This window comes from Bradyrhizobium sp. 134 (genome assembly GCF_023074155.1).
GTDB lineage: Bacteria > Pseudomonadota > Alphaproteobacteria > Rhizobiales > Xanthobacteraceae > Bradyrhizobium.
In genome coordinates this window covers 91,166-115,302 of record NZ_JADPKX010000006.1, presented here as the reverse complement: position 1 = coordinate 115,302, position 24,137 = coordinate 91,166, and the positions used below count along the sequence as shown (strand labels likewise).

The window sequence follows — 24,137 nt, the reverse complement described above, 5'->3', positions numbered from 1 at the left end:
CCGGATAGCGGGACCCATATCGTGCGCGGCTACCCTGAGACCTGCGCATGATCGCAAGACTCCTGTTGCAGAGCACGATCACCACCGCCGCCATGGGCGCGCTGCTGTTCGCGTGCGCCGGAACCCTGGACTGGCCGTCGGCTTGGGTGTTCCTCGCGATCTCCGCCCTGCTCGGCCCGCTCTGCGGCTGGTGGCTTTACCGGGTCGACCCCGCACTGCTCGCCGAACGCCTGCGGCCGGTCCTGCAAAAGGACCAGCCCGCTGCCGACAAGGCGTTCATGGCCGTCTTCGTCGTCGCGATGCTGGTCTGGCTGGCGGCGATGGGGCTCGACCGGCGTACGCTAGCCTCCGATATGCCGATGGCGGCGCAGATACTCGGCCTCGCCCAGTTCCTGCTCTCGACACTGTTCATCCTCTGGGTCTTCCGCGAGAACTCGTTCGCGGCGCCCGTGGTGAAATTGCAAGCCCAGCGCGCGCAGCGCGTGATCTCGACGGGGCCCTATGCCCATGTGCGCCATCCCATGTATAGCGGCATGATCCTGTTCTTCGCCGGCGTGCCGCTGCTTCTGGGCTCATGGTGGGGACTTATGATGGTGCCGCTGTTCCTCCTGTTGTTTGCCATCCGCACTCGCATCGAGGAGCGCACGCTGCGCGAGGGCCTGCCGGGCTATGCCGACTATGTGACGCGCGTGCGCTATCGCCTGTTTCCTGGCGTATGGTGAGCGCGCAACACCCCCTCGGCACCTCCGGACCGGCTAACCATCCAATTCGCGGTAGCGGCGGAAGATGCCCTGCTCGTTTAAGGCAATGCGGCGGCGGCTTTCGAGATAGGTCTTGATGTTCGGCCGCGCCGCGACGCGGTCGTGCAGGCCGACGAGGCCCAGGATATCGGCCTCGAACGCCTTCATTCGCTTCGGAAACGCATAGCGCAGCCCCGCGACGAGCTGGAATAGCGAGAGATCGACATAGGTCAGCCTGCGGCCGGTGACATAGGCGCCACCATTGTCCTCAAGGAGCTGCTCGAAATAGCCCAGATATTTCGGCACGCGCTCGCCCCAGAAGTCGGCCGTGCGCTTCTTCGCCGGCGGCTTCTGATCTTCGTAGTAGAGCGAGGGCCCGAGCGGATGATGGGTATCGTGAATCTCGACCACGAAATCGGTGATCGTGAGCTGGAGCTGATGCACCCAGAGTTGGCCCGCCTCCGATTTCGGGGCGAGGGCGTGGCGGGCGCCGAGATAGAGCAGGATGTTCGCGGTCTGGCCGATGACGAGCTTGCCGGCTTTGAGGAACGGCGGCGCAAAGGGCGGCGTGCCCTTGTGCGCGTCCATCATCTTCATCATCGCAGCTGTGCCGCGTGGGCCGCGCGCCACGTCGACGTAAGCCGCGCCGGCCTCCTCCAGCGCCAGCCGCACATATTCACCGCGGCCCTGGATCTCGGGCCAATAATAGAGTTCGTATTTCATGGAAACTGTCCGTGATTGCGTTGCGGCAAGTCTAGCACGCAACCACGAACTCCATGCCGGTGGCGAGAGTTCCGCGTCTCAATTCGACGCGAAGCAATACAGCAGGCCGTCGCCGCCGGTGCTCTTCAGATCGGCCTGCGAGCAGCCGCCGTCGGGACCGCGCGAGGGATGCGAGCTGTTCCATGATTTCGACGGCTCGTCATCGCGCAGGCCTTGACGATCGGCATGGCCGAGGACCGCCGCGCCTTGCGTGCTCGACGTCCAGTTCTTGCAGGTCTTGTCGTCACCCGCGGGAAATGCGCTGCCGTCGCCTTGCGAACCCGTGAGGATGTCGTGCCGGTTCGGCGTGTCGCCGCGGCCGTTGATGACCTCGCCCTTCTCGCTGAGCGCGGTCTGCTTGGTGAGGTTGTTGGCCGCCCCGTGCAGGTCGGCAACGTCCTTGGCGATCACAGCGCCCTTGGCGTTCTGCCACGGTCCCTTGCCGATGCGGTCGCGCGCGTTGACGGCCGGCTTGCCGTCGGCTGCCTGGGTCGAGAGATAAGCGCGCCAGGTTTTGCTGCCGGCGCCGCCGGCCTGGGCCAGCTTCTGGCACTGCGCATCGGCCCCCTCCAGGCCGCCGAGATCGGCGCCCTTGCCAGGACCATTGGAAGTCACGAAGAACGTCATGTCGGCCGACTGCGCCTGCGCAGATGGTGCTGCGAACAAGGCCGCGGCGAGCGCGAGGCCTGAAATCGTCACGGATCTCTCAATGCGGATCATCCTGTCCTCCCTTTGTGTTGTCGTTGGCCGCCAGATTTCAACCCGACGCAGGCCCGCTTATTCCGGTGCCGCGATGCGAGAGGCCCAAAAGAAAAAGGCGCCGTGCAAGAAGCACGACGCCTTTGTTATTCACGTCGCCTGCGATCAGTTGGTCTGCTGGATCGCCGACAATTCCCACGCGCCGCCCGGACGTCGGGCAAAGGTCCAGACTTCGGTGGCCTCGCCCGGCTGCTCGCTGCCGGCGACAATTGCGCCGGTATTGCGGTCGAGCGTCTTGTCGGTGAGCGCGAAGCGCAGCGCCACGGTCGCGTAATCGGTCTCGCCTTCGCGCCAGGATTCCGCGAGGTCGCCCTGCAACAGCTTCACATCGCTGACCTTGTTGACGACATTGCGCGCGCGGTTCTGGCCGAGGTCCTGCTCGAAATAGGAGACCATTTCCGGCGTCGCGAGCGTGTGCAGCTTGGCCACATCCTCGTTCGACCAGGCGGACTGGACGTCGCCGAGCAGACGCTCGAACGCCTCATAGTCGTCCGGCTTGATCTCGAGCGGCGCGTTGTTGGCGCCGAAGCCGAAGCCGCCACCAAGGCCACTACGGTTGTTCGCCTGCGGCCCCGGACCGGCACCGGCGTCAGCGTTGGCATAGGCCGCCTGGGGGGTGTGGCGGCGCTGCCACCAGGACATCGCCAGCCGAACCACGAGCACCACGAGCACGATCTGGATGATCAGACCGATGATCGACGATAGGCCGCCGAGCCCGCCGAACAGGCCACCGCCGAACAGCATGCCGAGCAGGCCTGCGCCGAGGAAGCCGGCCGCAAGGCCGCCCATGAAGCCGCCGGCCCGGCCGAACAGGCCGCCGCGCGCGGGTGCGGCGGCAGCCGAATTCATGCCTGCGCCCGGCTGGGTGTAGGTCCGATTGAACTGCGAGGTCGAACCCGGCGCGGTCGTGGTCGATGGCGGGGCCGAATAGGTGCGCGAACCGCGCGAGCCCGACGACATGCCGCCACCGACGCGCGCGTCGGCGGACGAGATCGCCAGCGCAGTCGGCAGCGCAAGCGCCAGCACGACGGCAATCGTCTTGAAGAGACTGCGGGAGCGTTGCGAGAAATTCATGTTGGTTTCCCAGATCCCCGGCATGGGGACGTGCCCCTAAGATGGGCAGCCTTCCGTAAAAAGGAAGCCACTATCGGAACTTATGGCTGCGGCCCTCAGTCGCGGGGATGTGGCAAAAGCCCATCTTTGGCGGCAGCTTGGCTGCGTGTGCGAAGGGGCCGCGGTCGCGGGTTACCGGTGGCTTTGGTGCCGGCAGTTCAGCTTTTTTCTCGTCATTGCGAGCGAAGCGAAGCAATCCAGACTGTTTCCGTGGAGGCAACTGGATTGCTTCGTCGCTTCGCTCCTCGCAATGACGGAGAACGCAGAGCCCGCGCCCTCACCCCGCCTTCGCCATCGTCTCCTTCACGGCCGCCACGAGCTGGCTCAGCGTGAACGGCTTGGGCAGGAAGTCGAACTGCTGGCCTTCGGGCAGGCTCTTCTCGAATGCGTCTTCCGCGTAGCCGGAGACGAAGATGAACTTGATGTCGGGGTTCTTCTCGCGCATCGCCTTGAGCAGCGTCGGGCCGTCCATCTCCGGCATCACGACGTCGGACACGACGAGATCGATTCCGCCGCTCTGCTCTTCCAGCACCTCCAGCGCCTCGACGCCGTTCTCGGCCTCGACGACGGTGTAGCCGCGCGAGCGCAGACCGCGTGCGTTGAGCGCGCGCAGGCCCTCTTCGTCCTCGACCAGGAGGATGGTGCCCTGTCCGGTGAGATCGGTGCGGGGCTTGGCGTCCGCCGTGGACCCAGCTTCCTTCGCGGCACCATTGCTGGCGCCAACGGCCGGCGCCGGCTGCTCGACCTGCACCTCCGGCTCGGCATGATGGCGCGGCAGGAAGATCTGGAATGAGGTGCCCTGCCCCGGCTCCGAGTCCACGTAAATGAAGCCACCGGTCTGCTTGACGATGCCGTAGACGGTCGAGAGCCCGAGGCCGGTGCCCTTGCCGACTTCCTTGGTCGAGAAGAACGGCTCGAAGATTTTGTCGCGGATATCGGCGGGGATGCCGGTACCGGTGTCGGCGACCTCGATCCGCACGTAGTCCGCGGCCGGCATGCCCTTGTAGGCCAACCTGGCCGCCTCCTCGGCGGTGACGTTGGCGGTGCGGATGATCAGCTTGCCGCCGTCGGGCATCGCGTCGCGCGCGTTGACCGCGAGATTGACGATGACCTGCTCGAACTGGGAGACGTCGACCTTGACCGGCCAGAGATCGCGGCCGTGGATGGTCTCGTGCTTGACCTTCTCGCCGATCAGGCGGCGCAGCAGCATGGCGAGGTCGGAGAGCGCATCGCCGAGGTCGAGCACCTGCGGCCGCAGCGTCTGCCGCCGCGAGAACGCCAGCAACTGCCGCACCAGCGTGGCGGCCCGCGTCGCGTTCTGCTTGATTTGCATGATGTCCTGGAACGACGGATCGGTCGGCTTGTGCGCGTTCAGCAGGAAGTCGTTCGCCATCATGATGGCGGAGAGCACGTTGTTGAAGTCGTGGGCGATGCCGCCGGCGAGCTGGCCGACAGTCTCCATCTTCTGCGACTGGTTGATCTGGTTCTCCAGCGCGCGCCGCTCGGTGGTCTCGAGCATGTGCACGATGGCGGCTTCCGCGTCGTTCTCACCCCCGTCGACCGGCGTGACGAAGAACTGGCCCCAGCGCTCCTTGGAGCCTTCCAGCGCGACCTCGACCGGCGCGATGTCGGCCTGATTCTCGGCGGCCTGGTTGATGGCCGCGATCAGCAAATGACGGTCGCGCGAATTGACCGCGCGGAAGATCGACTTGCTGGCGCTGTCGAGCCCCAGCGCCTGCCCGAGCTTGGCGTAGCGCGCATTGGCGCGCACGACGTTGCCGCCGCGGTCGACGGTGGCGATCGCCATCGGCGTATGGTCGAAGAAGCGCATGAAGCGCACTTCGGCGGCGCGGTCCGGATCGCTGCGCTCGTCGCGGGCGCGGCTGATCACCAGCGTGCGCGACGGGCCTGGCGCACCGTCGGCGCCGAAGGCGAGCTTGTGATAGAGCCGTACCGGCATGGTCTTGCCGGTACGCATGCGCAGGTCGATGTCGAAGACTTCCGTCTTGACCTCGCCCGGGACCGCCACGATCGCAGTCAGAAGCGAAGCGCCGTCGCCGGAGACGATGTCGGTGAGCTTCAGCCCGCCCGAGCCGATCTCGGCAAGGTCGTAGTCGAGCCAGTTCGCCAGCGTCGCGTTGACATAAGCGAGCTCGCCGGCCGGATTGACCGAGAAGAAACCGCAAGGCGCGTGATCGAGATATTCGATCGCGTGCTGGAGTTCCTGGAACACGTCCTCCTGGCGCTCGCGGTCGCGGGTGATGTCGGCGATCGACCACACCGCGTATCTCGTCTCGCGCTTGCCGGTGCCGAGGGGCCGCACCCGCATACGCAGCCAGCGGCCCTGGCTGCCGTCATGGCCGGAGATGCGCACCTCTTCCTGCTGCCGCTTGCCTTCGCGCGCGGCTTTCAACAGGCGGAACACCGCTTCGGAGACGTCGGGGTTGCCGATGAAGACGCGCTCCACGGGACGCACGTCCTGTGGGCCGGCGGCGCCGGTCAGCGTCAGATAGGCCGCATTGGAATAGACCACATGGCCGCGAGGGTCGGTCACGGCGAGGCCATCGAAGGCGTGATCGGCAATGCGGCCCATCACGGGATCGTCGAGATTGCGATCGACGAAGCGGATGATGCCGGCGGCGAAGGCGAACAGGTTGAACAGGCCGACCATCGCCAGCACGGCGAGGATGCCGAGGATATAGGGTTGGGCCTGCGCGCGCCCGAGCGTCATCAGCCCGACGGCAACGGCGACGAGCCCGGCGGCCACCAGCAGCACCAGGGCAATGCTGCCCGAGCGCGGCGACGGCTCGTGCGCCGCAACGGGCTCGCGTGTGAGGTCGTGGTCGGTCTCGGCAGTCATCTCAAGCTGGCACAGCCTGTCGGCAGAGAATCAACGCGCTACAGGGCGCGCAGGGTCCTCCCTGCCTGAATCGGACCCGCAGGCGCAAGGGCAGCAGGGGCGAAAGGTACGCTGATTCCCAGATTACGGCCATTTCCAGTACTTTTCAGGGGTTTTATTGCCGGCTGGCACCGAATCCGCTCTTCAGACGCATGACGTAGCCGATGACTTCGGCGACCGCATGGTAGTGCTCGGTCGGGATTTCCTCGTCGATCTCGACGGTGGCGTAGAGCGCGCGGGCGAGCGGCACGTTCTCGACGATCGGGATGTCGTGCTCGCGCGCGATCTCCCGGATCTTGAAAGCGAGGTTGTCGACGCCCTTGGCGACGCAGATCGGCGCCGACATGCCGCGCTCGTAGGACAGCGCGATCGAATAGTGGGTCGGGTTGGTGATGATCACGGAGGCCTTGGGAACCGCCGCCATCATGCGCTTCTTGGAGCGCTGCTGGCGCAGCTGCCTCAGCTTGCCCTTGATGTGTGGGTCGCCTTCGGACTGCTTGTACTCTTCCTTGATCTCCTGGAGCGACATCTTCTGCCGCTGGAACCAGCTGCGATACTGGAAGAAATAGTCGCCGATGGCGATGATGGCGAGCGCCGCGACCACCGCGCCGAGCAGGTGAATGGTCAGGCTGGTGGAGGCACCGAGCAGGGCGGCCGGATCGAGCCTGACCATCGCCTCCATGCGATGCCGCTCCGGCCACAGGATCACGGTCATGACCGCGCCGAGCACGATCAGCTTGCCGAGACCCTTGAGGAAGTTCGCCGCCGCTTGCTTGCCGAAGATGCGCTTGAGGCCTTCGGCAGGCGACAGCTTGCTGAACTTGGGCTTGAGGGATTCGGCCGACCAGACCAGGCGGTGCTGCAGCACGTTGCCGGCAATTGCCGCGAGTACCAGCATCAGCAGCGGCACGCCCACCGCCGCGAGCACCGCGACTTCGATCTGCTGCATCAGGGCGAGCAGAGCCCTGCCGTCGGTCTTGATCATCCAGGAATTGGCGAGCAGGTTGCGCATCGGCGCCAACAGCCCGCTGCCGACCGATCCCGAGAAGCTCGAGACCACGAGCGTGGCGCCCGCGATCATGAACCAGGTGTTGATCTCCTGGCTCTTGGCGACGTCACCGCGTTCGAGCGCCTCTTCGAGACGTTTTTGCGTCGGGTCTTCTGTTTGACTCTCTGGATCGTTGTCTTCCGCCATCGATCACCCGATCACTTGAGTGGCATCATCTGGTGCATGACACCGATGAAATAGTCGAGATAGGTGCCCATCATCGCCGTGAGCACGACGGCGAGCACCAGGAAGCCGGCGAAGATCGAGAGCGGCACGCCGACGAAATAGACCTGCATCTGCGGCATCAGCCGCGCCAGCACGCCGAGCCCGATATTGAAGACGAGGCCGAACACCAGGAACGGGCCGGAGAGTTGCAAGCCCAGGCGGAACGCGGCGGCGAAGGCGCGCGTCGCCAGCGCGGCGACATCGCCGCTCGACACCGTCTCGCCCGGCGCGAAGATCGTGTAGCTGTCGTTTAGCGCCGCGATCACCAGATGATGGCTGTCCGTGGCGAACAGCAGCGTGACCCCCAGTATCGTCAGGAAGTTGCCGACCAGCACGCCCTGCTGTCCCTGCGTCGGATCGACCGAAGTGACGAAGCCGAGCCCCATCTGCTGTGCGATCACGGCGCCGGCAACCTGCAGCGCCGACAACGTCACCCGCGCGGTCGCCCCCAGCACGATGCCGATAACGATCTCATGCAGCATCAGGACCAGCAGCGGCGCGATCGAGCCCATGTCGACCTGATAGGCGTTGCGATGCAGCGGCAGGATAATCAGCGTGAGCAGCAGCGCGATCGACAGTTTGATCCGTGTCGGGATATTGGTCTCGCCGAGGCCCGGCAACAGCATCACCATCGCGCCGACCCGGGCAAAGGCGAGCATGAAGGAGGCGGCAAGCGCCGGCAGCAGCGAGACGTCGATGCGCATGACGGGCGCATAGTGCCTCAGCCGCCGATGATTCGCGACGATATCCGCAGCATGTGGGAATGCAGCGCGTCGGCCATGAACGGCAAGGCCAACAGCATTGTGGCAAAGATGGCCAGGATCTTCGGCACGTAGATCAGCGTCTGCTCCTGGATCTGCGTCAGCGCCTGGAACAGCGACACGACGACGCCGACCACGAGGCCGACCACCATCAGGGGCGACGACACGATCACGATGGTCCAGATCGCATCGCGCGCGACGTCGAGGGTTTCCGGTCCGGTCATTTCGCAGTTCCTTTGCCTTATTCCTCGCCTCCCACCGCTCTTGTGAGCGATGCGAAGACCTATCCCCGTCATTGCGAGCGTAGCGAAGCAATCCAGACTGCCGCTTCGGAAAACTCTGGATTGCTTCGCTGCGCTCGCAATGACGATTGGGGCGGGCGCGAGCGCCAAAATCAGATCGGCATCTTCATGATGTCTTCATAGGCCGCGATCACGCGGTCGCGGACCGAGACCAGCGTGGACACGGCGACGTCGGTGTCTGCGACCGCCGTCACCACGTCCATCACGTTGGCCTTGCCGGCGGCCATCGCCACCGTCTGCGCATCGGATTTGCGGCCGGACTCCAGGACGCTGCCGACAGTGTCTTTCAGAAGAGAGGCGAAGGACTGCCCGCTCGGCTCGCTGCCCTTGCCGGCACCGCTGTTCTCCAGCACGCGGGCAAGGTTTGCATAGGCGTTGGCGGCAATTGTCGGTGTTGCCATGGTTCAAATGTCCTGTTCAGCTCTTGAGGATGTCGAGGGTGCGCTGGATCATCCGGCGCGTCGCGCTGATGATGTTGAGATTGGCCTCGTAGGACCGCTGCGCGTCGCGCATGTCGGTCATCTCGACCACCGAGTTCACGTTGGGATATTTGACGTTGCCGGTTGCATCCGCCGCCGGATTGTTCGGCTCGTATTTGGTGCGGAAATTGGACTGGTCGGGTTTGATCCTGCCGAGGGTGACGACCTGCGCGTCGAGTGTACGGTCGAGCGCGGAGGAGAAGGTCGGCACCTTGCGCCGGTAAGGATCGCCGCCGGCGCTCTGCGAGGTCGAATCCGCATTTGCGATGTTCTCCGAGATCACCCGCATGCGCCCGGCCTGCGCCCGCAGACCGGAGGTCGCGATCGCCATCGAGCGGGCAAAGTCGCTGCTGTCATTCGCCATGATGCGCTTCCTCTAGCTCTAGCCTTTGCCGATCGCGGTCTTGAGCAGGTGCAGGCTCTTCGAATAGAGCGAGGTTGCCGCCGCATAATCCATCTGGTTGCTGGCGGCCTTCATCATCTCCTCTTCGAGATTGACGGCGTTGCCCGCGGGGCGGGTCTCAAAACCGGCATTCTTGTTCTGGTCGAATCCGGAGGCCGCGCCTGACGGCGCCATGTGGGAACCGCTGGTGCGGGTAAGCGCCAAGGGGCCCATCGAACCCGTGACGGCGCCAGCCTTGTCCAGCTTCGGCTCGACCAAGTCGCGCGGCCGGAATTTGGGCGTGTCTGAATTGGAGACGTTCTCGGACAGGACGCGCTGGCGCTCCTGGTGCCATTGCATCTTGGTGCGAAGCGCCGATAGCACCGGAAGATCGTTGATGGACATCGTTGCGGCTCCTTCCGCCTCGCAGGACCCGTGGTCCGAAGCTAGGCAGAATTTGCCGCCTGTATGGTTAACAGCTGGTTAAGGAGGTCGCAGGCAGTTGTCCCCCGCCGGGACACGAATGCGCATGCCCCGTGATTCTACGCCTCCGAAAGCGGCATTAACCCAACCGCTTGGCGGCGCGTGCACAGGCCAAGAAGTCGTTTTGGATCGAGCGATTCATGGGTTATTAAGAGTTGGGGACGGCAAAACTTGCCGTGGGACGTTAAGAAATCGCAGTTTGGGGCAACGTAAGCCGGTGGTTGGCGCATCTGACCACGGGCCCGAGACAGGCGCCATTTGTCGGGGACAAGTATGCAAGGCAGCCCTATCACCTTCATCGTCGCGTTCATCGTCGTTCTGGCGTTGATCGGCGTCGCTGCATGGCTGGTTCGCCGATTCGCCACCAGCCGGCTCGGCGCCAACACCCAGCGCGGCCGGATGCCCCGGCTCGCCGTGATCGATGCCGCCGCGGTCGACGGCCGCCGCCGCCTGGTGCTGGTCCGGCGTGACAATGTCGAGCATCTTCTGATGATCGGCGGCCCCACCGACATCGTCGTCGAACCCAACATCGTGCGCGCGGCGCCCGGCCGCGACCAGCTCCCGCAGCGCCCCAACGCGGCCGAGCCGCCGCGTCTTGCGCCGATGCATGATAGCAGCAGCTGGGCCGACGAAGCACCGCGGCCCGAACTGCTCGATCATCCCGAGCCGCACATGCCCGAGCCGCCACCGCGACCCACGCGCCCCTCCTTCGCCGACGAAGTGCGCCGGCCGGCTCCCGCGATGGCCGAACGCCGCAACGAGCCGCCATTGGGCGGCTTCACCTCCGAGCCGATCGCGCCGCGCCCTGAGCGCGAGCTGCGTCCCGAACCTGTTCCGCCGCGCGTTGCGCGCAACGAACCCCCTCTGATGCCGCGTCCGCCGCGCCAGAGCGAGCCGGTGAAGGCGCCTCCGGTGCGCGCCGAGCGCGTCGCCGCGCCTCCTCCGCCTGTACCGCAGGCTCCGCCCGTTCCGCCGCCGGCGCCCGCTCCCGCGGCGCCATCGAGCGCCGAGCAGAATCTCGCCGAGATGGCGCAGCGGCTCGAAGCTGCGCTGCGCCGCCCCGCCGGCGAGGCGCTTGCCCCTCCGGTCGCGCCGGAGCCCCCGACCGCTCCCCCGCGTGTGGCCCGCAGCGAGCCGCCGGCACCGCCGGCCCCTCCCGCAAAGCCGGCCCCGGAAAAGACCAGCTTTGAAAATCTCGAAGACGAGATGGCCTCGTTGCTCGGCCGTCCGAAGCCGTCTTCGTGAGGCTGCCGGCCCTCCCGCGTAGAGTTTTTTTTCTTTCTGTCCTGATCGGCGCGGCTTCGCTCGCGATGCCGGCGCATGCGCAGGACATCAGCATCAATCTCGGCGGCGGAGGCGCTGGCGGTGGCGGCGTCACCGAGCGCGCGATCCAGCTGATCGCGCTGCTCACCGTGCTGTCGATCGCCCCGTCGATCCTGATCATGATGACCTCGTTCACGCGCATCGTGGTCGTGCTGTCGCTGCTGCGCACCGCGATGGGCACCGCGACCGCCCCGCCGAACTCGGTGATCATCGCGCTGGCGATGTTTCTCACCTTCTTCGTGATGGGACCCGTCCTGCAGAAATCCTACGACGAAGGCATCCGTCCGCTGGTCGCCAATCAGCTCGGCGTCGAGGACGCGCTTCAGCGCGCCTCCGTCCCCCTGCGCGGCTTCATGCAGAAGAACGTGCGCGAGAAGGACCTCAAGCTGTTCCTGGATCTCTCCGGCGAGCCGCCGCCCGCCACTCCCGACGACCTCGGATTACGCATCCTCGTCCCCGCCTTCATGATCTCGGAGCTGAAGCGCGCCTTCGAGATCGGTTTTCTGCTGTTCCTTCCGTTCCTGATCATCGATCTCGTCGTCGCCTCCGTGCTGATGTCGATGGGCATGATGATGCTGCCGCCGGCAACCATCTCGCTGCCGTTCAAGCTGATCTTCTTCGTGCTCGTCGACGGCTGGTCGCTGGTGGCAGGGAGCCTGGTGCAGAGTTACGGGGGGTAGCGGGCCCGGGGAGCGGTCACCGCCCCCATCCTCTCTGACCCAAGGCTTGTAGGCGTACACTTCAGCTTACCAGCGCAAAGGGGGAAGCCTGCCACCGTGAGCGCGTTCGGCGGTTCGTGACATACCGGACTATGCTCAGGTTGCGCATTCAATGGGTGGTTGATATGATGATTATCATCCATTGATCCGAAGCGGCTTATGACCAGCAACGTCGAAGACCGTCCGCTCGCTCGAGCCGTGCCGCTTGGTCTTCAGGTCGCCGTTCTTGCTGCGTTGTCTGCGAGTGGCACGTTGGCCACCAACATTCTGTTGCCTTCGCTACCGAGCATCGCCGTCGCGGTAGGCGTCTCCAGCGCTCAGGTAACGTCAGCTATCACGATATTCCTCGCGATGTTCGCGGTCGGACAACTTGTTGTCGGTCCGTTGTCGGATCGTTTCGGCCGGCGCGTACCCGTGATGATCGGATTTGCTGTATTTTTCGCAGGTAGCATATGGTGCGCGTTAGCCAATGATTTGGCGGCACTATTGATTGGTCGCATTGTGCAGGCCGGTGGCGCATGTGCCACGTCTGTCCTTTCGCGAGCTATCGCAAGAGATCTTTTTCAGGGCGAAAAGCTAGCGCGCGTGCTCACGTTTGTTATGGTTGCGATGGCAGCGGCGCCCGGATTCTCGCCCCTGGTCGGTGGCGCGCTGGATCATTTTTTTGGCTGGCGTTCAGCATTTGTGTTCGTCGGACTCTTCGCCGTCGTCGCCGCCTCAGCATTTCTTGCGGCTTTCGGAGAAACGCACCACGCGCCACGCGCCGAGTTCGATTTCTCGACAATCGCCAAGAATTACTGGTCGCTATCGACTGACCGCCGTTTCTTGGTTCCTGCCGCAACCGTTAGCCTCATCTTAGGTGCGCTGTTTGCAATGTTTTCGGCGTTACCGCGTGTCTTGATAGAAGGCCTCGACTTCACACCCATGCAACTCGGCCTGTTCTTCGCAGGCACTGTCATGATCGTCTTTAGCGCTGGCATTACCGCTACAAAAATCGTTCCGCACCTTGGTCTCGACCGATCGATTTGCATCGGCCTCGCGCTGGCCTGTGTCGGTGGCGGTATGGTGTTGCTATTCGCGCTTCTCGACGGGCGCTTTTTGCCATTTCTTGTCGGCGCATGCGTATTCCTGCTAGGCATGGGCATGGTCAATCCGCTCTGCAGTGCGCAAGCTCTTTCGCCATTCGGCGATCGCGCCGGTGCTGCCTCGGCCCTGTTGGGTTTCTGGCAGATGTTGGCCGCGGCGCTGGGGGTATCGCTTGCGGCGGTGATCGCAAGGAATCCCATGATCGGGCTTGGTCTCGTGCTAGTGCTTGCCTCGACCTTGGCCTCGGCAATTTATCAGGTCCGGGTAAAGCTCAATTAAGCCCGCGCCCCGGGCGATAGGATTCGGCGCTGCCCGTCACTTCGAGAGCTTGCTCACGAGACCTGTCGCGAGGCCCGGAAGGAGCAGCGATCCTACCGCGTCATCTTGATCTGCCGCACCACCGGGATCGTGGGCAGCGAGCCGGTATGGTCGGATTCGTCCTTGGCCTGGGGAGAGGCCGGCGCGCGCGCGGTGGCGTCGGGGAAGCGCTGCTTCATCTCGCGCAGGAAGCCGTCGAGCGTGTCGACGCTGGCAGCCAGCTTGGCGATATCGGCAAATTCGGCGCTGGAGGCGCCGGTCGGTTTGCTCGCGATGTCGAACGCGAGCCGATCGGCGCTCTCGCTCATCAGCGGCGCATATTTCTCGCGAAAGCGCGACATGCCAATCGAGTCGTCGGCGAGCGCATAACCGACGGCGGCGCGGATGATGTCGCTTTTCTCCACCGCGTTGAGCGGCTTGAAGTCGCGGAAGCGCTCGCCGTAATAAAGCTCGATCTGCTCGGCGGATTCACGCCAGCGCCGCGCCGCCCAGAAGATGTCCGAGCGCAGCCGCAGCACCTCGCGTCCCGTCACGTTGGAGACGATGTCGAGCGCGAGATCGTGGCGGCCGACGTCGCTCTGGGCACGCGCCTCCAGCAGCAGGCGTTGCTGCCTGAGCTCGCCTGAGAGGTCGCTGATACGGCTCGCGCGCAACGCCGTGATCGCCATGTCGGGTCTGCGGTTGGCGAGATAGATCATGGACAGGCGTGCGGCGACTTGTGCACGCGCCGCGCCTTCGAGGCGGTGGTCGACCTGGTATTGCAGGAGCTCGGCGGCCTGATCGAGCAGGTCGATCGAGGCGAGACGGTCGGAGAGGCGTCGGATCAGTTCGTCGCCGCGACGGCCGATCGGCGTCAGCTCGCGGAACTCGTAGAACATCCCCAGCGCTTCGATCGGCGGCAGCTCGTCGCCCTTGGGCCCCAGGAAGATCTGCGTGAACAGGTCGGAGGCGAGGTCCTGCGCCTGGCGCGAGGCTTCCGCGTTCGGCTGCAGCTTTGTCGCAGTACGCGCCGCGGTGAGCGCGTCCCGGTAGCGCCCGTTCTCGGCAAACATCTGCGACAGCATCTGGAGCGTCTTGACCTCGATCGAGTCGCCGCGCCAGGTCATCGAGAGCGTTTCGAGCTCGCGCAGCGCGTCTTCCTTGCCGATCTCGTCGCGCTTCTGCCGCAGCGCGACCTCAAGCTGCTTGGCCTCGGCCGCAGCCGGCCGGTCCGACGAGCCGACCGCGAACTTGTAGTCGTCGAGCGCGTCCTTGTCGTGGCCGAGCGCCTCGGCGAGCCGGCCGCGCAGCACGGCAAAGCCGGGCGCGGCCTCGGGCGAGACGCCGACCACCTCGAGCTCGCTGCGGCGCTTGGAGGCGCCGGCATAGTCCTTCACCTCGAGCGAAGCGCGCATCGCCTCCATCGTCACGATGCGCTGGATGTCGAGCGGCAGCGAGGCAATGGCGAATTCGACGTTCTTGAACTTCTCGCGGGCGTCCGCCCATTTGCCCTGGCGCGCATAGGCGAGCGCCTTCCAGAGCTGGGAATCGTGGCTGTTGCCGATCACGGGGTTGGCGAGGTCCTTCAGGCCCTGCGCCGGCCGGCCGATCAGGATGCTCGCGATCGCATGCATGATCAGCGCGCCGCTTTCCTCCTTGTTGAGAGGATCGGCCAGCATCAATTCGGTGACTGCCTTGGCCTCGTGATACATCGCGCGCGACATGTAGAATTGCGCAAGGTCGAGCCGCGGCAGCGAACGCATCGCCGGTTCGACGTTGGAGATCGCCGTGATCAGCTCGTTCTGGCGCGCTATGAAATTTTCCGACTGGCCCTTGCGCCAGCCTTCGGGGCTGAAGACCGGCCGCACCGCGGTCGGCGCGCGCTCGGCCGAGATGTCGACCGGCGACAGCGTCAGCCCGCCCTTCTTGCCGAGGATGACCTTGTCGGCCCCGACCTCGACGCCGACCTCGTCGGAATTTGGCCGGATCGCGATGCCATGCGCGGATTCCAGCAGCGCGAGATCAACGAGATCCTGCCGCTTGATGAAGCCGCGCACCGGCCGCTGTGCGGTGATGACATAGAGCGTGTCGCCGGCATCGGGATCGGTGAGCTTGTGCAGCAGCCCCGGATTGGCGAAGGGGATCGCAATGTTGGCAAGCGCCGGGTCGGTGATGTTGCGCGAGATCATCAGCGGCAGCGGCGTCGCCTGGATCTTGTCGGCGAGGGTCAAGAGCCAGTTGGTCTGCTTGCCGACCTCCTCGCTCGTCAGCGAATAGACCAACGGCCGGGTGAGACGGATGCGCACCGCCTGTCCCTTCTCGAGCGGGACGCGGCCGACTTCCCCGATCATCGCACCGCCCCTGGTGCGGATCGCCTCGACGTCGATCGGCTTCGCCGTATCGAACACCAGCCAGACGGTATCGCCACGGCGGAACGCCGCCGCAGGCGTTGCGACCTGAAGCGGAAAGGTCACGCGCAGGCCGTCGCTGTCGCGGCGGACATCGACGCTGGCACCACTCGGCTGCGGAGCTGCGGGCGCCTCTGCTGGAGCAGCCTTGAGGGCCTCCGTGGCCGGCTCCTTGACGGGTTCCTTGGCAGCTTCCTTCACGACCTCTTGAGGCGCTTCGGCCATGACCGGCTTGGCGGGCGCGACCGCAGTTTCTGCAACTGGCGCGACCGTCTTTGAAACTTCCTTGACCGCTTCCTTGACCGCTTCCTTGGGCGCTTGCGCAGCGTGCGCAGCTTCGACCGCAGGAGCTGGCAGGGATTTCGGCGCTTCAGCGGGCGGCATGGCGGAGGGTGCTTCCGGCTTCACCTCGGGTTTGACGTCGATCCTGGCCTCGCGCGCGATCGTCTCGGATGTCGGCGGCGCGATCTCGCGATGTGCGTCCTTCGGCTTCTCGACCGCCGGCTTTTCAGGCGCAGCAGCCGGTCCATGGGCGGCGGGCTTGGCCTGCGCGATCGCCGCCTCGGCCGAATTGGCCATCTTGCCCTTGTCCGGCTGGAAGGAGATGTCGACGACGTAGTTCTTCTCGTCGCGGAAGGAATGCACGTCGGAATCGCCGATCAGCGCGATCTCGACACTGGTCTGGTCGATGTCGGCCTTTTGCTTGATCGACGCGACGTTCGGCGGCGCGGCGACGACCGCGTCCGCCAGATCGAAATTGAGGTTGGCGTTGAAGGCGAGCGTGAGCTTTTGCTCGTTGAGCACGGAGGAGACACCGACGCCGTCGGGCATCTCGAACACGAAGCGGACGAAGGTCGGCTGCACCGAGGCGCGCACGCGGATCTGCGGACGCTTCTTGCTCTCCGCCGCGGCGCGCTGGGCGCGTAACGCGCGTTCGGCGACGCGCGCGCGCTCGGCGAGTTCCTTGACGACGTCCATCGGCAGGCTCGGCGGCGGCCCCTTCCAACCCTCCGGCAAGAGGTCGATGAAGGTTCGCTCGCCGGCATTCATGGTGTTGACGGTGACGCGCCGCGCCAGCGACAGCCGGATGGCGCCGCCGTCGGGATCGCGGCGGGCGGAGTTGACGTAGTCGGGCGCGCCTTCCGGGACGCGGTCGACGGGCACGTCGACCGCCCGGTCGAAGCGGATGACGAGAATGGAGCCGGCCGTCGTCACCTCGGAGGGGACGTCCTCCCCGAGCTTGATCACGAGACGGGCAAAGCCGCCGCCGGCCGAGAAAGTCGCCTCGCCCCGGATCGCATCGGCCGCCCGGACAGGCGTCGTGAAGCCGATCAGCAGGCTCGCTGCCAGCAGCGGCGCCGCGCGGACATGACACGACAGCCGCCGCGCCAGGGCGCGGGCTCGCGACACAAATCCAGCGGCAGCCTCTCGCGCCATTGGCGGCATTTCTTCCGGTTCGACGGTCCACGCCGGCATTGCTGCCGGCCCCTGCCCCAGACTGTAGATTTTGGCAATTAAGGACTTCTTAAGTATGAGCCCTCAATTCGGCTTTTGCGTCGGCTTGCCGTCGATCTTGGGCAGCTCGCCGGCCAAAGCGGACTGATCGCCGCCGCCATTGGCCCGGCGGGCCATCTCGACCGTCAGCCGCTCGGCGGCCTCCGGGGACATCAATCCCATGATGTCTGACATTTTTCGTGGTGCGATCTGCGAGGCGATCTCGATCAGCACGCCCATCTCGAGCCGGTCAAAGACTCGCGCGGCGTCCTTGGGTTTCATGCCCTCATACATGGTCACGAGGCCCTTCATGCGCTGGGCTTCGGCGGCCTTCTGCTCGGCCTGCGTCGCGGAGATACGGGTTTCTACCGCCTTCATCTCCTCGACCTTGTTTTCGATGCGCTTTTCGGCGGATTTCAACAGGCTCTCGCGGATGTCGATCTCGCGCTGGCGGGCCTCGATCTCCTGGCGACGCGACTGCAGGCGTTCCAGGATCGCGCGCTCCGACGCGGAGATCTGCGGCTGGGCTTCCTCCTTGACCGCCGCGCCTTCGGACTTGGTGTCCGGTGCGGCCGGCTTCGGCGCCTCCTTCGGCGCGCCATGGGTCGAGCCGGTGATATCGGGATCTTCGCGGCTGGCCGGGAAGTTCAAATTCTCTTGCGCCCAGGACTTCTTGGTCGGGCTCTGCTTGTAGTCGAAGACATAGCCGCCATTGATCACAAGACCCGTGACCTTCAGCGTGGCGAGGCCAGCGACGGCAACCAGCACGATCGGAATGACGCGGATGTTGCGAAAAGACTTCATACCCTGACTTTATGCGGCAAGACCGTTGGATCGTCGGCGTTCGGAGAAGGCTTCGGCCGCAGCCGCCACCGCCTTCGCCGACGAGGGCTTGGCTGCGGGCGCGGCGAGCATTTCCGGGTTCGTCACGGGGCGCGCGGCGATTGCGATCTTGGACAGCCGCCGCACCACGTTGTCGGCTTCGCCGAGTTGCTTGTAGAGCTGCTCGGACATCTGGGTCGCCGACGCAAGCTGGCTGCCGAGGTTCTCGTTGACGTCGCGCACGGCGAGCTTCAGTCCGCCGATCGCGCGCTCGGCGATCTCGGTTGCGGTGATCAGCTCACCGATGACCGCCTTCAGCGAATGCTCGTCCGCCTTCAGCCGCGTCAGTCGCTTGTTGAGCGTGACGCAGTAGACGATGGTCAGCATCAGCAGGATAGCCACCAGCGTCTCGATCGCCATTCCTAGGGAGTGGTTCATGGGGCCTCCATCATCTTGTTCTGCTCGTCGACCTTTTCGAACATCGCAAGTGTCGTACTTGGCTTGCGCAAGGGTTTCGTCACCCGGATCGCGACGCGGTCGCCGACCCGGCCCATGCGTCCTTCGGTGATGGTGACGTCGCCGCAGCGAACGGTGACGTTGGCATCCGCGCGCATGTCCAGCGGCAGCGTGTCGCCGACCTTGAGCCGCATCAGCTGCTTGAGTGGGATGTCGGCTTCGTAGAGCACGGCGTCGACGGAGATCTCGGCCTGGACGATCTCGGTGGCGAAATGACCTTCCCAGATCTGGTCGCGGCCGAACTTTTCGCCCATGAACATCTGGAGCAGGACGCCCCGGATCGGCTCGATGGTCGCGTAAGGCAGCAGGAGCTCGATGTTGCCGCCGCGATCTTCCATGTCGATGCGCAGGCGCACCAGGATCGCGGCGTTGGCAGGACGGCTGATCGCGGCGAAACGCGGGTTCGTCTCGAGCCGGTCGATGGTGAAGGTCACCGGCGACAGCGGCCTGAACGCCTGTTCGGCATCGGCCATGACGACTTCGACCAGCCGCTTGACCAACTCAGTCTCGATCGTGGTGTAGGGCCGGCCCTCGATGCGCAGCTGGCTCGAGCCGCGGCGGCCGCCGAGCAGCACGTCGATCATCGAGTAGATCAGGCTGGAATCGACCACGGCCATGCCGAAATTGTCCCACTCTTCGGCCTTGAAGACAGTGAGGACGGCTGGCAGCGGGATCGAGTTCATGTAGTCGCCGAAGCGCACCGAGGTGATGCGGTCGAGCGAGACTTCGACGTTGTCGGAGGTGAAATTGCGCAAGGAGGTCGTCAGCAACCGCACCAGGCGGTCGAAGACGATTTCGAGCATCGGCAGACGCTCGTAGGAGACCATCGCCGAATCGATGATGGCGCGAATGCCGGAATGATCGTCGAGCGTGACGTCGCCGACCGCGAAGCCGAGGAGGTTGTCGATCTCCTCCTGCGACAGAACCCGTTCGCCGGAATTCTTGCCGGCGCCAAGATCGCGGCTGCCATCCTCGACCATGGCCGCCCATTGCAGGGCCATGGTCTCCGATAGTTCGTTTTCGGCAGCAGCCTTCGCGGCCTCGGCGGGATCCTCGGAATCGAGCGAGGCCTCCCATTGGGCGGCAATTGCATCCTGGTCTGGTTGGTCGGTGCCTGCCATGATCCCTAGCCCGTCATGCTCACTGGATCACGACTTCCTTGAACAGCACCGCGCTGACCTGGACCGGAGCGACCGCCGCGTTGACGCGCTTCGTCAGCTCTTCCTTGAGGCGGAAGATGCCGGCGGAACCGTTGAGGTCGGAGGAGCGCAGCTCGCGCGCATAGGTCTGGAAGATGTCGGTGATGCGCGGCATCGTCGGCTTGATCGCCTCGACCTGCTTCTCTTCCTTCAGCTCCAGCACGATCTTGAGCTTCAGATATTGCACGCGCTCGCCCGGCGCGCCGGCGAGGTTGACCATGATGTCGGGAACCTCGACGAAAGACGGCGGTTTGGGCGGAGGCGCCGCCTCGGCGTGATGCTCGTCGTCGCCGTGACGGAAAAAGAAGAACCAGGTCGCGGCGCCGCCGCCGAGAACGGCGAGCAGGCCTACCGCCATGATCATCAGCTTGAACTTGTTCTTGGGCGGAGCAGCTTGCGCGCCCTCAGCGGCTGCGCCGCCTTCCGCTTCATTCTCTGCCATGATCGCCGCGCTCGCTCATCTCTCAAAGGGGTCGAAAGAGCGAAGCTCCTGGCAGACAGTGACGCGATACAAATGCCCCAGCGCAGTGCTCCTCTTACGCCCAAACGCTACGGTAATAATGGTTAACGGAACCTTTCGATTGGGCCTTCGCTAGGAAAAATCTGCCGGGCAAACATGGCTAACAGACCGTTTCTGCCGCCTCCCCGCGCCCTCGAAAAATAGACATGTCGCTGAAATTACAATCTTTTTCGGTTTGGCACGAGTTTCGCTGAGAAAGGATCGAGACCCAGGGTTTGGGAGAACCCGAGGTCTCGTTCACGGGATCGGCCAATGCGCTTGGGAGAGCGAGCTGGCGGATGTCACTCAGGGGAGATTTCCGATGCAGAACGCGCTTCTGATCGGCTTGTCACGACAGATGACGTTGGAACGGCAGATGGATGTCATCGCCAACAACGTCGCCAACGCCAACACCAACGGCTTCAAGGCCGACCATTCGTTGTTCGAGGAGTACCTCAACTCGAACGCGCGTGAGGACAATTTCGTCGGCTCCGACCGCCGGGTCTCCTATGTGCAGGACCGCGGCACCTTCCGCGACGTCGGCCAGGGGCCGATGGAGCCGACCAAGAATCCGCTCGACATGGCGATCAGCGGCAATGCCTATTTCGCCGTGCAGGCCAATGGCGCCGAGCGCTACACCCGCGACGGCAAATTCTCGCTCAACAGCACCGGCCAGCTCGTCACCTCCGACGGCAACCTCGTGCTGGGCACCGGCGGCCCGATCACCTTCCAGCCGACCGATCATGACATCAACGTCGCGCCGGACGGCACCGTCACGGTGCTCGAGGGCACGGCCAAGAACGACTCGATCCGCGGCAAGATCCGCATGGCCTCGTTCGACGATCCGGCCAAGCTGACCAAGCTCGGCGCCAACCTTTACAACATCGGCTCCGCGGTCCCGCAGGCCGACAGCAAGTCGACCGTGCAGCAGGGCTATGTCGAGAAGTCGAACGTGAACTCGGTCGGTGAGATGAGCCGCATGGTCGAAGTCATGCGCAGCTACACCGCCATCGCCAACCTGCTCCAGCAGCAGAGTGACATGCACAAATCGGCGATCGAGAAGCTCGCCGACGTTCCGGCCTGATTGAGGGAGAACTGACATGCAGGCGCTTCACACCGCAGCAACCGGAATGGCGGCACAGGAACTCAACGTTCAGGTGATCTCCAACAACATCGCGAACCTGCGCACCACCGGCTTCAAGAAGCAGACCGCGGCGTTCCAGGACCTGATCTACGAGCACGTCCGCCGGGTCGGCGCCCAGTCATCCGACCAGGGCACGATTCTGCCGGTCGGCGTCGACATCGGCGGCGGCGTCAAGACCGTCGGCACGCCACGCAGCATGACCCAGGGCACGCTGTCGCAGACCGGCAACGACCTCGACATGGCCATCACGGGCGAAGGCTTCTTCAAGATCCTGATGCCCGACGGCAGCTACCAGTACACCCGCGACGGCACCTTCCAGATGGACAATCAGGGGCGCATCGTCACCGCGCAGGGTAACCCGGTGCAACCGACGATCACAATCCCGAACAACGCCTCGGGCCTCACCATCAACGTGCAGGGCCAGGTCTCGGTGACGCTGCCGGGTTCGTCGACCTCGGCCGTCCAGGGCCAGATCGGCCTGACCCGATTCATCAACAAGGCGGGCCTCCAGCCGGTCGGAAACAATCAGTTCACCGAGACGCCCTCCTCCGGCCCGCCGCAGGACGGTACCGCGAGCTCCGAAGGTTTCGGCAATATCACCCAGAGCAGCCTCGAGCAGGCCAATGTCGACGTCGTCTCGGAAATGAGCGACCTGATCGCCGCCCAGCGCGCCTACGAGATGAACGCCAAGGTGATCAGCGCCGCCGACCAGATGATGCAGTCGACCACGGCGTTGTTCCGCTGAGGTGATGACGATGATCCGGACCACCCTCGCCACCATCTCCGCTCTCCTTGTGCTGACGCTGCCCGCACGGGCCGCCGACGATTTCATCGCGACGCCGACGCTGCGCGCGAGCATCACCGTGACCTCGGACGTGGTGCGGGTCGGCGATCTCATCGACAATGCCGGCTCGGCCGCGCTGATCCCGCTCTACCGCTCGCCCGATCTCGGCACCACCGGTGCGCTGCCGGTCGCGCAAGTGCTGGCGGTGTTGCGCGCAAAGCAGGTGATCGGCGTAATGACCGGCGACATCAAGGAAGTCCAGGTCACCCGTCTCGCCCGCACGCTCGTGAACAAGGACCTCGAAACCGCGGTCGCCACGGCGCTCGAGCGCCGCTTTGGACTTGGCGATGCCGCCAACATCACCGTCACGTTCGACCGCGGCATCGCCGACATGCGGTTGGATGCCTCCAACACCGGCGTGCTGCAGCCGGTCGCAACCCGCTACGACGCCCGCAGCGGCCGTTTCGACATCGCCTTCGAGATCAATAACGACAACACTTCGGCGCCGACCAAGCTGCGTTTCACCGGCAACGCGATCGAGACGGTGGAAGTAGCCGTGCTGACGCGCGACATCGATCGCGTCGATCTCCTGAAGGCCTCCGACGTCGCCATGGAACGCCGGCCGAAGGCCGAGGTCACGGGTGAGGCCGCCTCGCGAGATCGCACGCTCGGCATGCAGCTCCGCCGGCCGATGCGGGCGGGGACGCCGATCCGCGTCGCCGACATCGTCAAGCCCGACTTCGTGCAGCGCGACCAGAACGTCACCGTCATCTATCAGGTCCCCGGGATCTATCTCACCACGCGCGGCAAGGCGATCGAGAGCGGCGCCGAGGGTGACACCATCAGCGTGCTCAACCTGCAGACCAAGCGCACGCTGAGCGGCGTCGTCACCGGCCGCGGCCAGGTGACGGTCCAGGGCGCCAGCCAAGCCGCGCCGATGCCGGCTGCGGTCGAACAGACCTCGTCGCTCAAGCGTGACGAGGCGCCCGCCCCGGTCGATACCGCAGCCCTCGTCCGGAACCTGGTCCAGACCCCGGCATCCCCGGCCCAGATCGCGCAAGCCCAGATCCCGCAAGTTCGCGTCTCGCAAGCTCCAGCCAAGTCAGAGTAAGTCATGTCCAGGTTCAGTTCGGCTTTTCGTCCCCGTCGCATCGCGATCTCTGCCCTGCTGCTGGCGACTTGCGCGCTGGCGAGCGGCTGCTCATCGATCGACCGTTTGTCGCAGATCGGCGAGCAGCCGAAATTGTCGGCGATCGACAATCCGACGACGCAGCCCGGTTACAAGCCGGTGCAGATGCCGATGCCGAAGCCGGAAGTCGCCTCCTACAATCCGAACTCGCTGTGGCGGAACGGCAGCCGTGCCTTCTTCAAGGACCAGCGCGCCCATCAGGTCGGCGATCTCCTGACGGTGGCCGTGAACATCACCGACAAGGCCAATATCGAAAACGACACCCAGCGCAGCCGCACCAACAAGGAAGATTCCGGAATCACCGACTTCATCGGCGCCAAGACATTGGGCGCCCAAGCGCAGAAGGTGTTGCCCGGCCGTATCCTAACCGCCGACTCGACCGCGTCCAGCGAGGGCAAAGGAAGCGTGGACCGCAAGGAAGCGTTGCAGACCAACGTCGCTGCCGTCGTCACCCAGGTCCTGCCCAACGGCAACCTCGTGGTCGAAGGCAAGCAGGAAATCCGCGTCAACTACGAAATTCGCGAGCTCATCGTCGCCGGCATCGTCCGTCCCGAAGACATCCAGAGCGACAACACCATCGATTCCACCAAGATCGCGCAGGCCCGCATCGCCTACGGCGGCCGCGGCCAGATCATGGACGTGCAGCAACCGCGCTACGGCCAGCAAGTCATGGACGTGCTGCTGCCCTTCTAAGCTTCTCCCGA

General features: G+C 64.9%; 23 protein-coding genes. 8 read left to right on the top strand and 15 right to left on the bottom strand.

All coding sequences use genetic code 11. From position 1 onward, the window contains the following. Nucleotides 1–47 precede the first annotated feature (47 nt). Nucleotides 48–722, top strand: a complete 675-nt coding sequence (locus IVA75_RS01270) for an isoprenylcysteine carboxylmethyltransferase family protein (protein WP_247287325.1) — start codon at nt 48–50, stop codon at nt 720–722. A 33-nt stretch (nt 723–755) separates the two neighbouring features. On the opposite strand, the gene IVA75_RS01265 is transcribed toward IVA75_RS01270, so the two are convergent. The 10 genes from IVA75_RS01265 to flgB all read right to left on the bottom strand — a co-directional run bounded on the left by IVA75_RS01265 (nt 756) and on the right by flgB (nt 9,875). After that, nucleotides 756–1,463, bottom strand: a complete 708-nt coding sequence (locus tag IVA75_RS01265) for a glutathione S-transferase (protein ID WP_247287328.1) — start codon at nt 1,461–1,463, stop codon at nt 756–758. A gap of 78 nt (nt 1,464–1,541) precedes the next feature. Next, complete coding sequence (locus IVA75_RS01260) at nt 1,542–2,222, bottom strand: lectin (protein WP_247287330.1); 681 nt, start codon at nt 2,220–2,222, stop codon at nt 1,542–1,544. Nucleotides 2,223–2,366: 144 nt separating this feature from the next. Further along, nucleotides 2,367–3,359, bottom strand: a complete 993-nt coding sequence (locus tag IVA75_RS01255; protein WP_027567609.1) for a Tim44 domain-containing protein — start codon at nt 3,357–3,359, stop codon at nt 2,367–2,369. A 292-nt stretch (nt 3,360–3,651) separates the two neighbouring features. Beyond that, the gene (locus tag IVA75_RS01250) at nt 3,652–6,234 is read right to left on the bottom strand and encodes a PAS domain-containing protein (RefSeq protein WP_247287332.1); all 2,583 of its coding nucleotides are present in this window, start codon (nt 6,232–6,234) and stop codon (nt 3,652–3,654) included. 154 nt (nt 6,235–6,388) lie between these two features. Continuing rightward, the gene (flhB, locus tag IVA75_RS01245; RefSeq protein ID WP_018456412.1) at nt 6,389–7,468 is read right to left on the bottom strand and encodes a flagellar biosynthesis protein FlhB; all 1,080 of its coding nucleotides are present in this window, start codon (nt 7,466–7,468) and stop codon (nt 6,389–6,391) included. 11 nt (nt 7,469–7,479) lie between these two features. Beyond that, nucleotides 7,480–8,250 carry a flagellar biosynthetic protein FliR gene (fliR, locus tag IVA75_RS01240; protein ID WP_007602155.1) on the bottom strand — a complete coding sequence of 257 codons (771 nt, stop codon included), beginning with the start codon at nt 8,248–8,250 and terminating at the stop codon, nt 7,480–7,482. 17 nt (nt 8,251–8,267) lie between these two features. After that, nucleotides 8,268–8,531, bottom strand: coding sequence for a flagellar biosynthesis protein FliQ (fliQ, locus tag IVA75_RS01235; protein WP_007612284.1), 264 nt, complete (start codon nt 8,529–8,531; stop codon nt 8,268–8,270). A gap of 170 nt (nt 8,532–8,701) precedes the next feature. After that, complete coding sequence (gene fliE / locus IVA75_RS01230) at nt 8,702–9,010, bottom strand: flagellar hook-basal body complex protein FliE (RefSeq protein WP_007612285.1); 309 nt, start codon at nt 9,008–9,010, stop codon at nt 8,702–8,704. Nucleotides 9,011–9,026: 16 nt separating this feature from the next. Beyond that, entirely contained in the window at nt 9,027–9,452 is a 426-nt protein-coding gene (flgC, locus tag IVA75_RS01225; protein ID WP_027567607.1) for a flagellar basal body rod protein FlgC, read from the bottom strand. 18 nt (nt 9,453–9,470) lie between these two features. After that, on the bottom strand, nt 9,471–9,875 hold the full coding sequence (flgB, locus tag IVA75_RS01220; RefSeq protein WP_027518914.1) for a flagellar basal body rod protein FlgB: 405 nt from the start codon (nt 9,873–9,875) through the stop codon (nt 9,471–9,473). A gap of 351 nt (nt 9,876–10,226) precedes the next feature. On the opposite strand from flgB, the gene IVA75_RS01215 reads away from it, so the two are divergent. The 3 genes from IVA75_RS01215 (at nt 10,227) to IVA75_RS01205 (ending at nt 13,360) form a co-directional block, all read left to right on the top strand. Further along, nucleotides 10,227–11,198, top strand: coding sequence for a flagellar biosynthetic protein FliO (locus IVA75_RS01215; RefSeq protein WP_247287334.1), 972 nt, complete (start codon nt 10,227–10,229; stop codon nt 11,196–11,198). Next, nucleotides 11,195–11,956 carry a flagellar type III secretion system pore protein FliP gene (fliP, locus tag IVA75_RS01210; RefSeq protein WP_027567605.1) on the top strand — a complete coding sequence of 254 codons (762 nt, stop codon included), beginning with the start codon at nt 11,195–11,197 and terminating at the stop codon, nt 11,954–11,956. Before IVA75_RS01215 ends, fliP begins: the two co-directional genes overlap by 4 nt. Before the next feature lie 198 nt (nt 11,957–12,154). Continuing rightward, a complete protein-coding gene (locus IVA75_RS01205; RefSeq protein WP_247287336.1) occupies nt 12,155–13,360 on the top strand; it encodes a multidrug effflux MFS transporter in 1,206 nt (401 codons plus the stop codon). A 92-nt stretch (nt 13,361–13,452) separates the two neighbouring features. Here the strand turns inward: IVA75_RS01205 and IVA75_RS01200 are convergent, their stop codons facing one another. From IVA75_RS01200 to fliL, 5 genes are all read right to left on the bottom strand, one after another. Beyond that, nucleotides 13,453–17,223, bottom strand: a complete 3,771-nt coding sequence (locus tag IVA75_RS01200) for a tetratricopeptide repeat protein (RefSeq protein ID WP_247287337.1) — start codon at nt 17,221–17,223, stop codon at nt 13,453–13,455. A gap of 102 nt (nt 17,224–17,325) precedes the next feature. Further along, the gene (locus tag IVA75_RS01195) at nt 17,326–18,084 is read right to left on the bottom strand and encodes a flagellar protein FlbB (protein WP_247287338.1); all 759 of its coding nucleotides are present in this window, start codon (nt 18,082–18,084) and stop codon (nt 17,326–17,328) included. A 9-nt stretch (nt 18,085–18,093) separates the two neighbouring features. Then, nucleotides 18,094–18,540, bottom strand: a complete 447-nt coding sequence (locus IVA75_RS01190; protein WP_027567601.1) for a DUF6468 domain-containing protein — start codon at nt 18,538–18,540, stop codon at nt 18,094–18,096. Beyond that, complete coding sequence (fliM, locus tag IVA75_RS01185) at nt 18,537–19,739, bottom strand: flagellar motor switch protein FliM (RefSeq protein ID WP_027567600.1); 1,203 nt, start codon at nt 19,737–19,739, stop codon at nt 18,537–18,539. The genes IVA75_RS01190 and fliM overlap by 4 nt, the downstream gene beginning before the upstream one ends. 19 nt (nt 19,740–19,758) lie before the next feature. After that, nucleotides 19,759–20,259, bottom strand: a complete 501-nt coding sequence (fliL, locus tag IVA75_RS01180; RefSeq protein WP_247287339.1) for a flagellar basal body-associated protein FliL — start codon at nt 20,257–20,259, stop codon at nt 19,759–19,761. 379 nt (nt 20,260–20,638) lie between these two features. Here fliL and flgF point away from each other — a divergent pair, with 379 nt between their 5' ends. From flgF to flgH, 4 genes are read left to right on the top strand one after another with little or no spacing between them, the layout of a single operon-like run. Then, nucleotides 20,639–21,400: a flagellar basal-body rod protein FlgF gene (gene flgF / locus IVA75_RS01175; protein WP_247287340.1), complete on the top strand. Its 762-nt coding sequence runs from the start codon at nt 20,639–20,641 to the stop codon at nt 21,398–21,400. A gap of 16 nt (nt 21,401–21,416) precedes the next feature. Continuing rightward, complete coding sequence (gene flgG / locus IVA75_RS01170; protein WP_007602131.1) at nt 21,417–22,205, top strand: flagellar basal-body rod protein FlgG; 789 nt, start codon at nt 21,417–21,419, stop codon at nt 22,203–22,205. Between the two features lie 10 nt (nt 22,206–22,215). Beyond that, nucleotides 22,216–23,355 (top strand): flagellar basal body P-ring formation chaperone FlgA, encoded by a 1,140-nt coding sequence (gene flgA / locus IVA75_RS01165; protein WP_247287341.1) that lies wholly within the window; start codon nt 22,216–22,218, stop codon nt 23,353–23,355. A gap of 3 nt (nt 23,356–23,358) precedes the next feature. Further along, entirely contained in the window at nt 23,359–24,126 is a 768-nt protein-coding gene (gene flgH / locus IVA75_RS01160; RefSeq protein WP_027567596.1) for a flagellar basal body L-ring protein FlgH, read from the top strand. Nucleotides 24,127–24,137 lie beyond the last annotated feature (11 nt).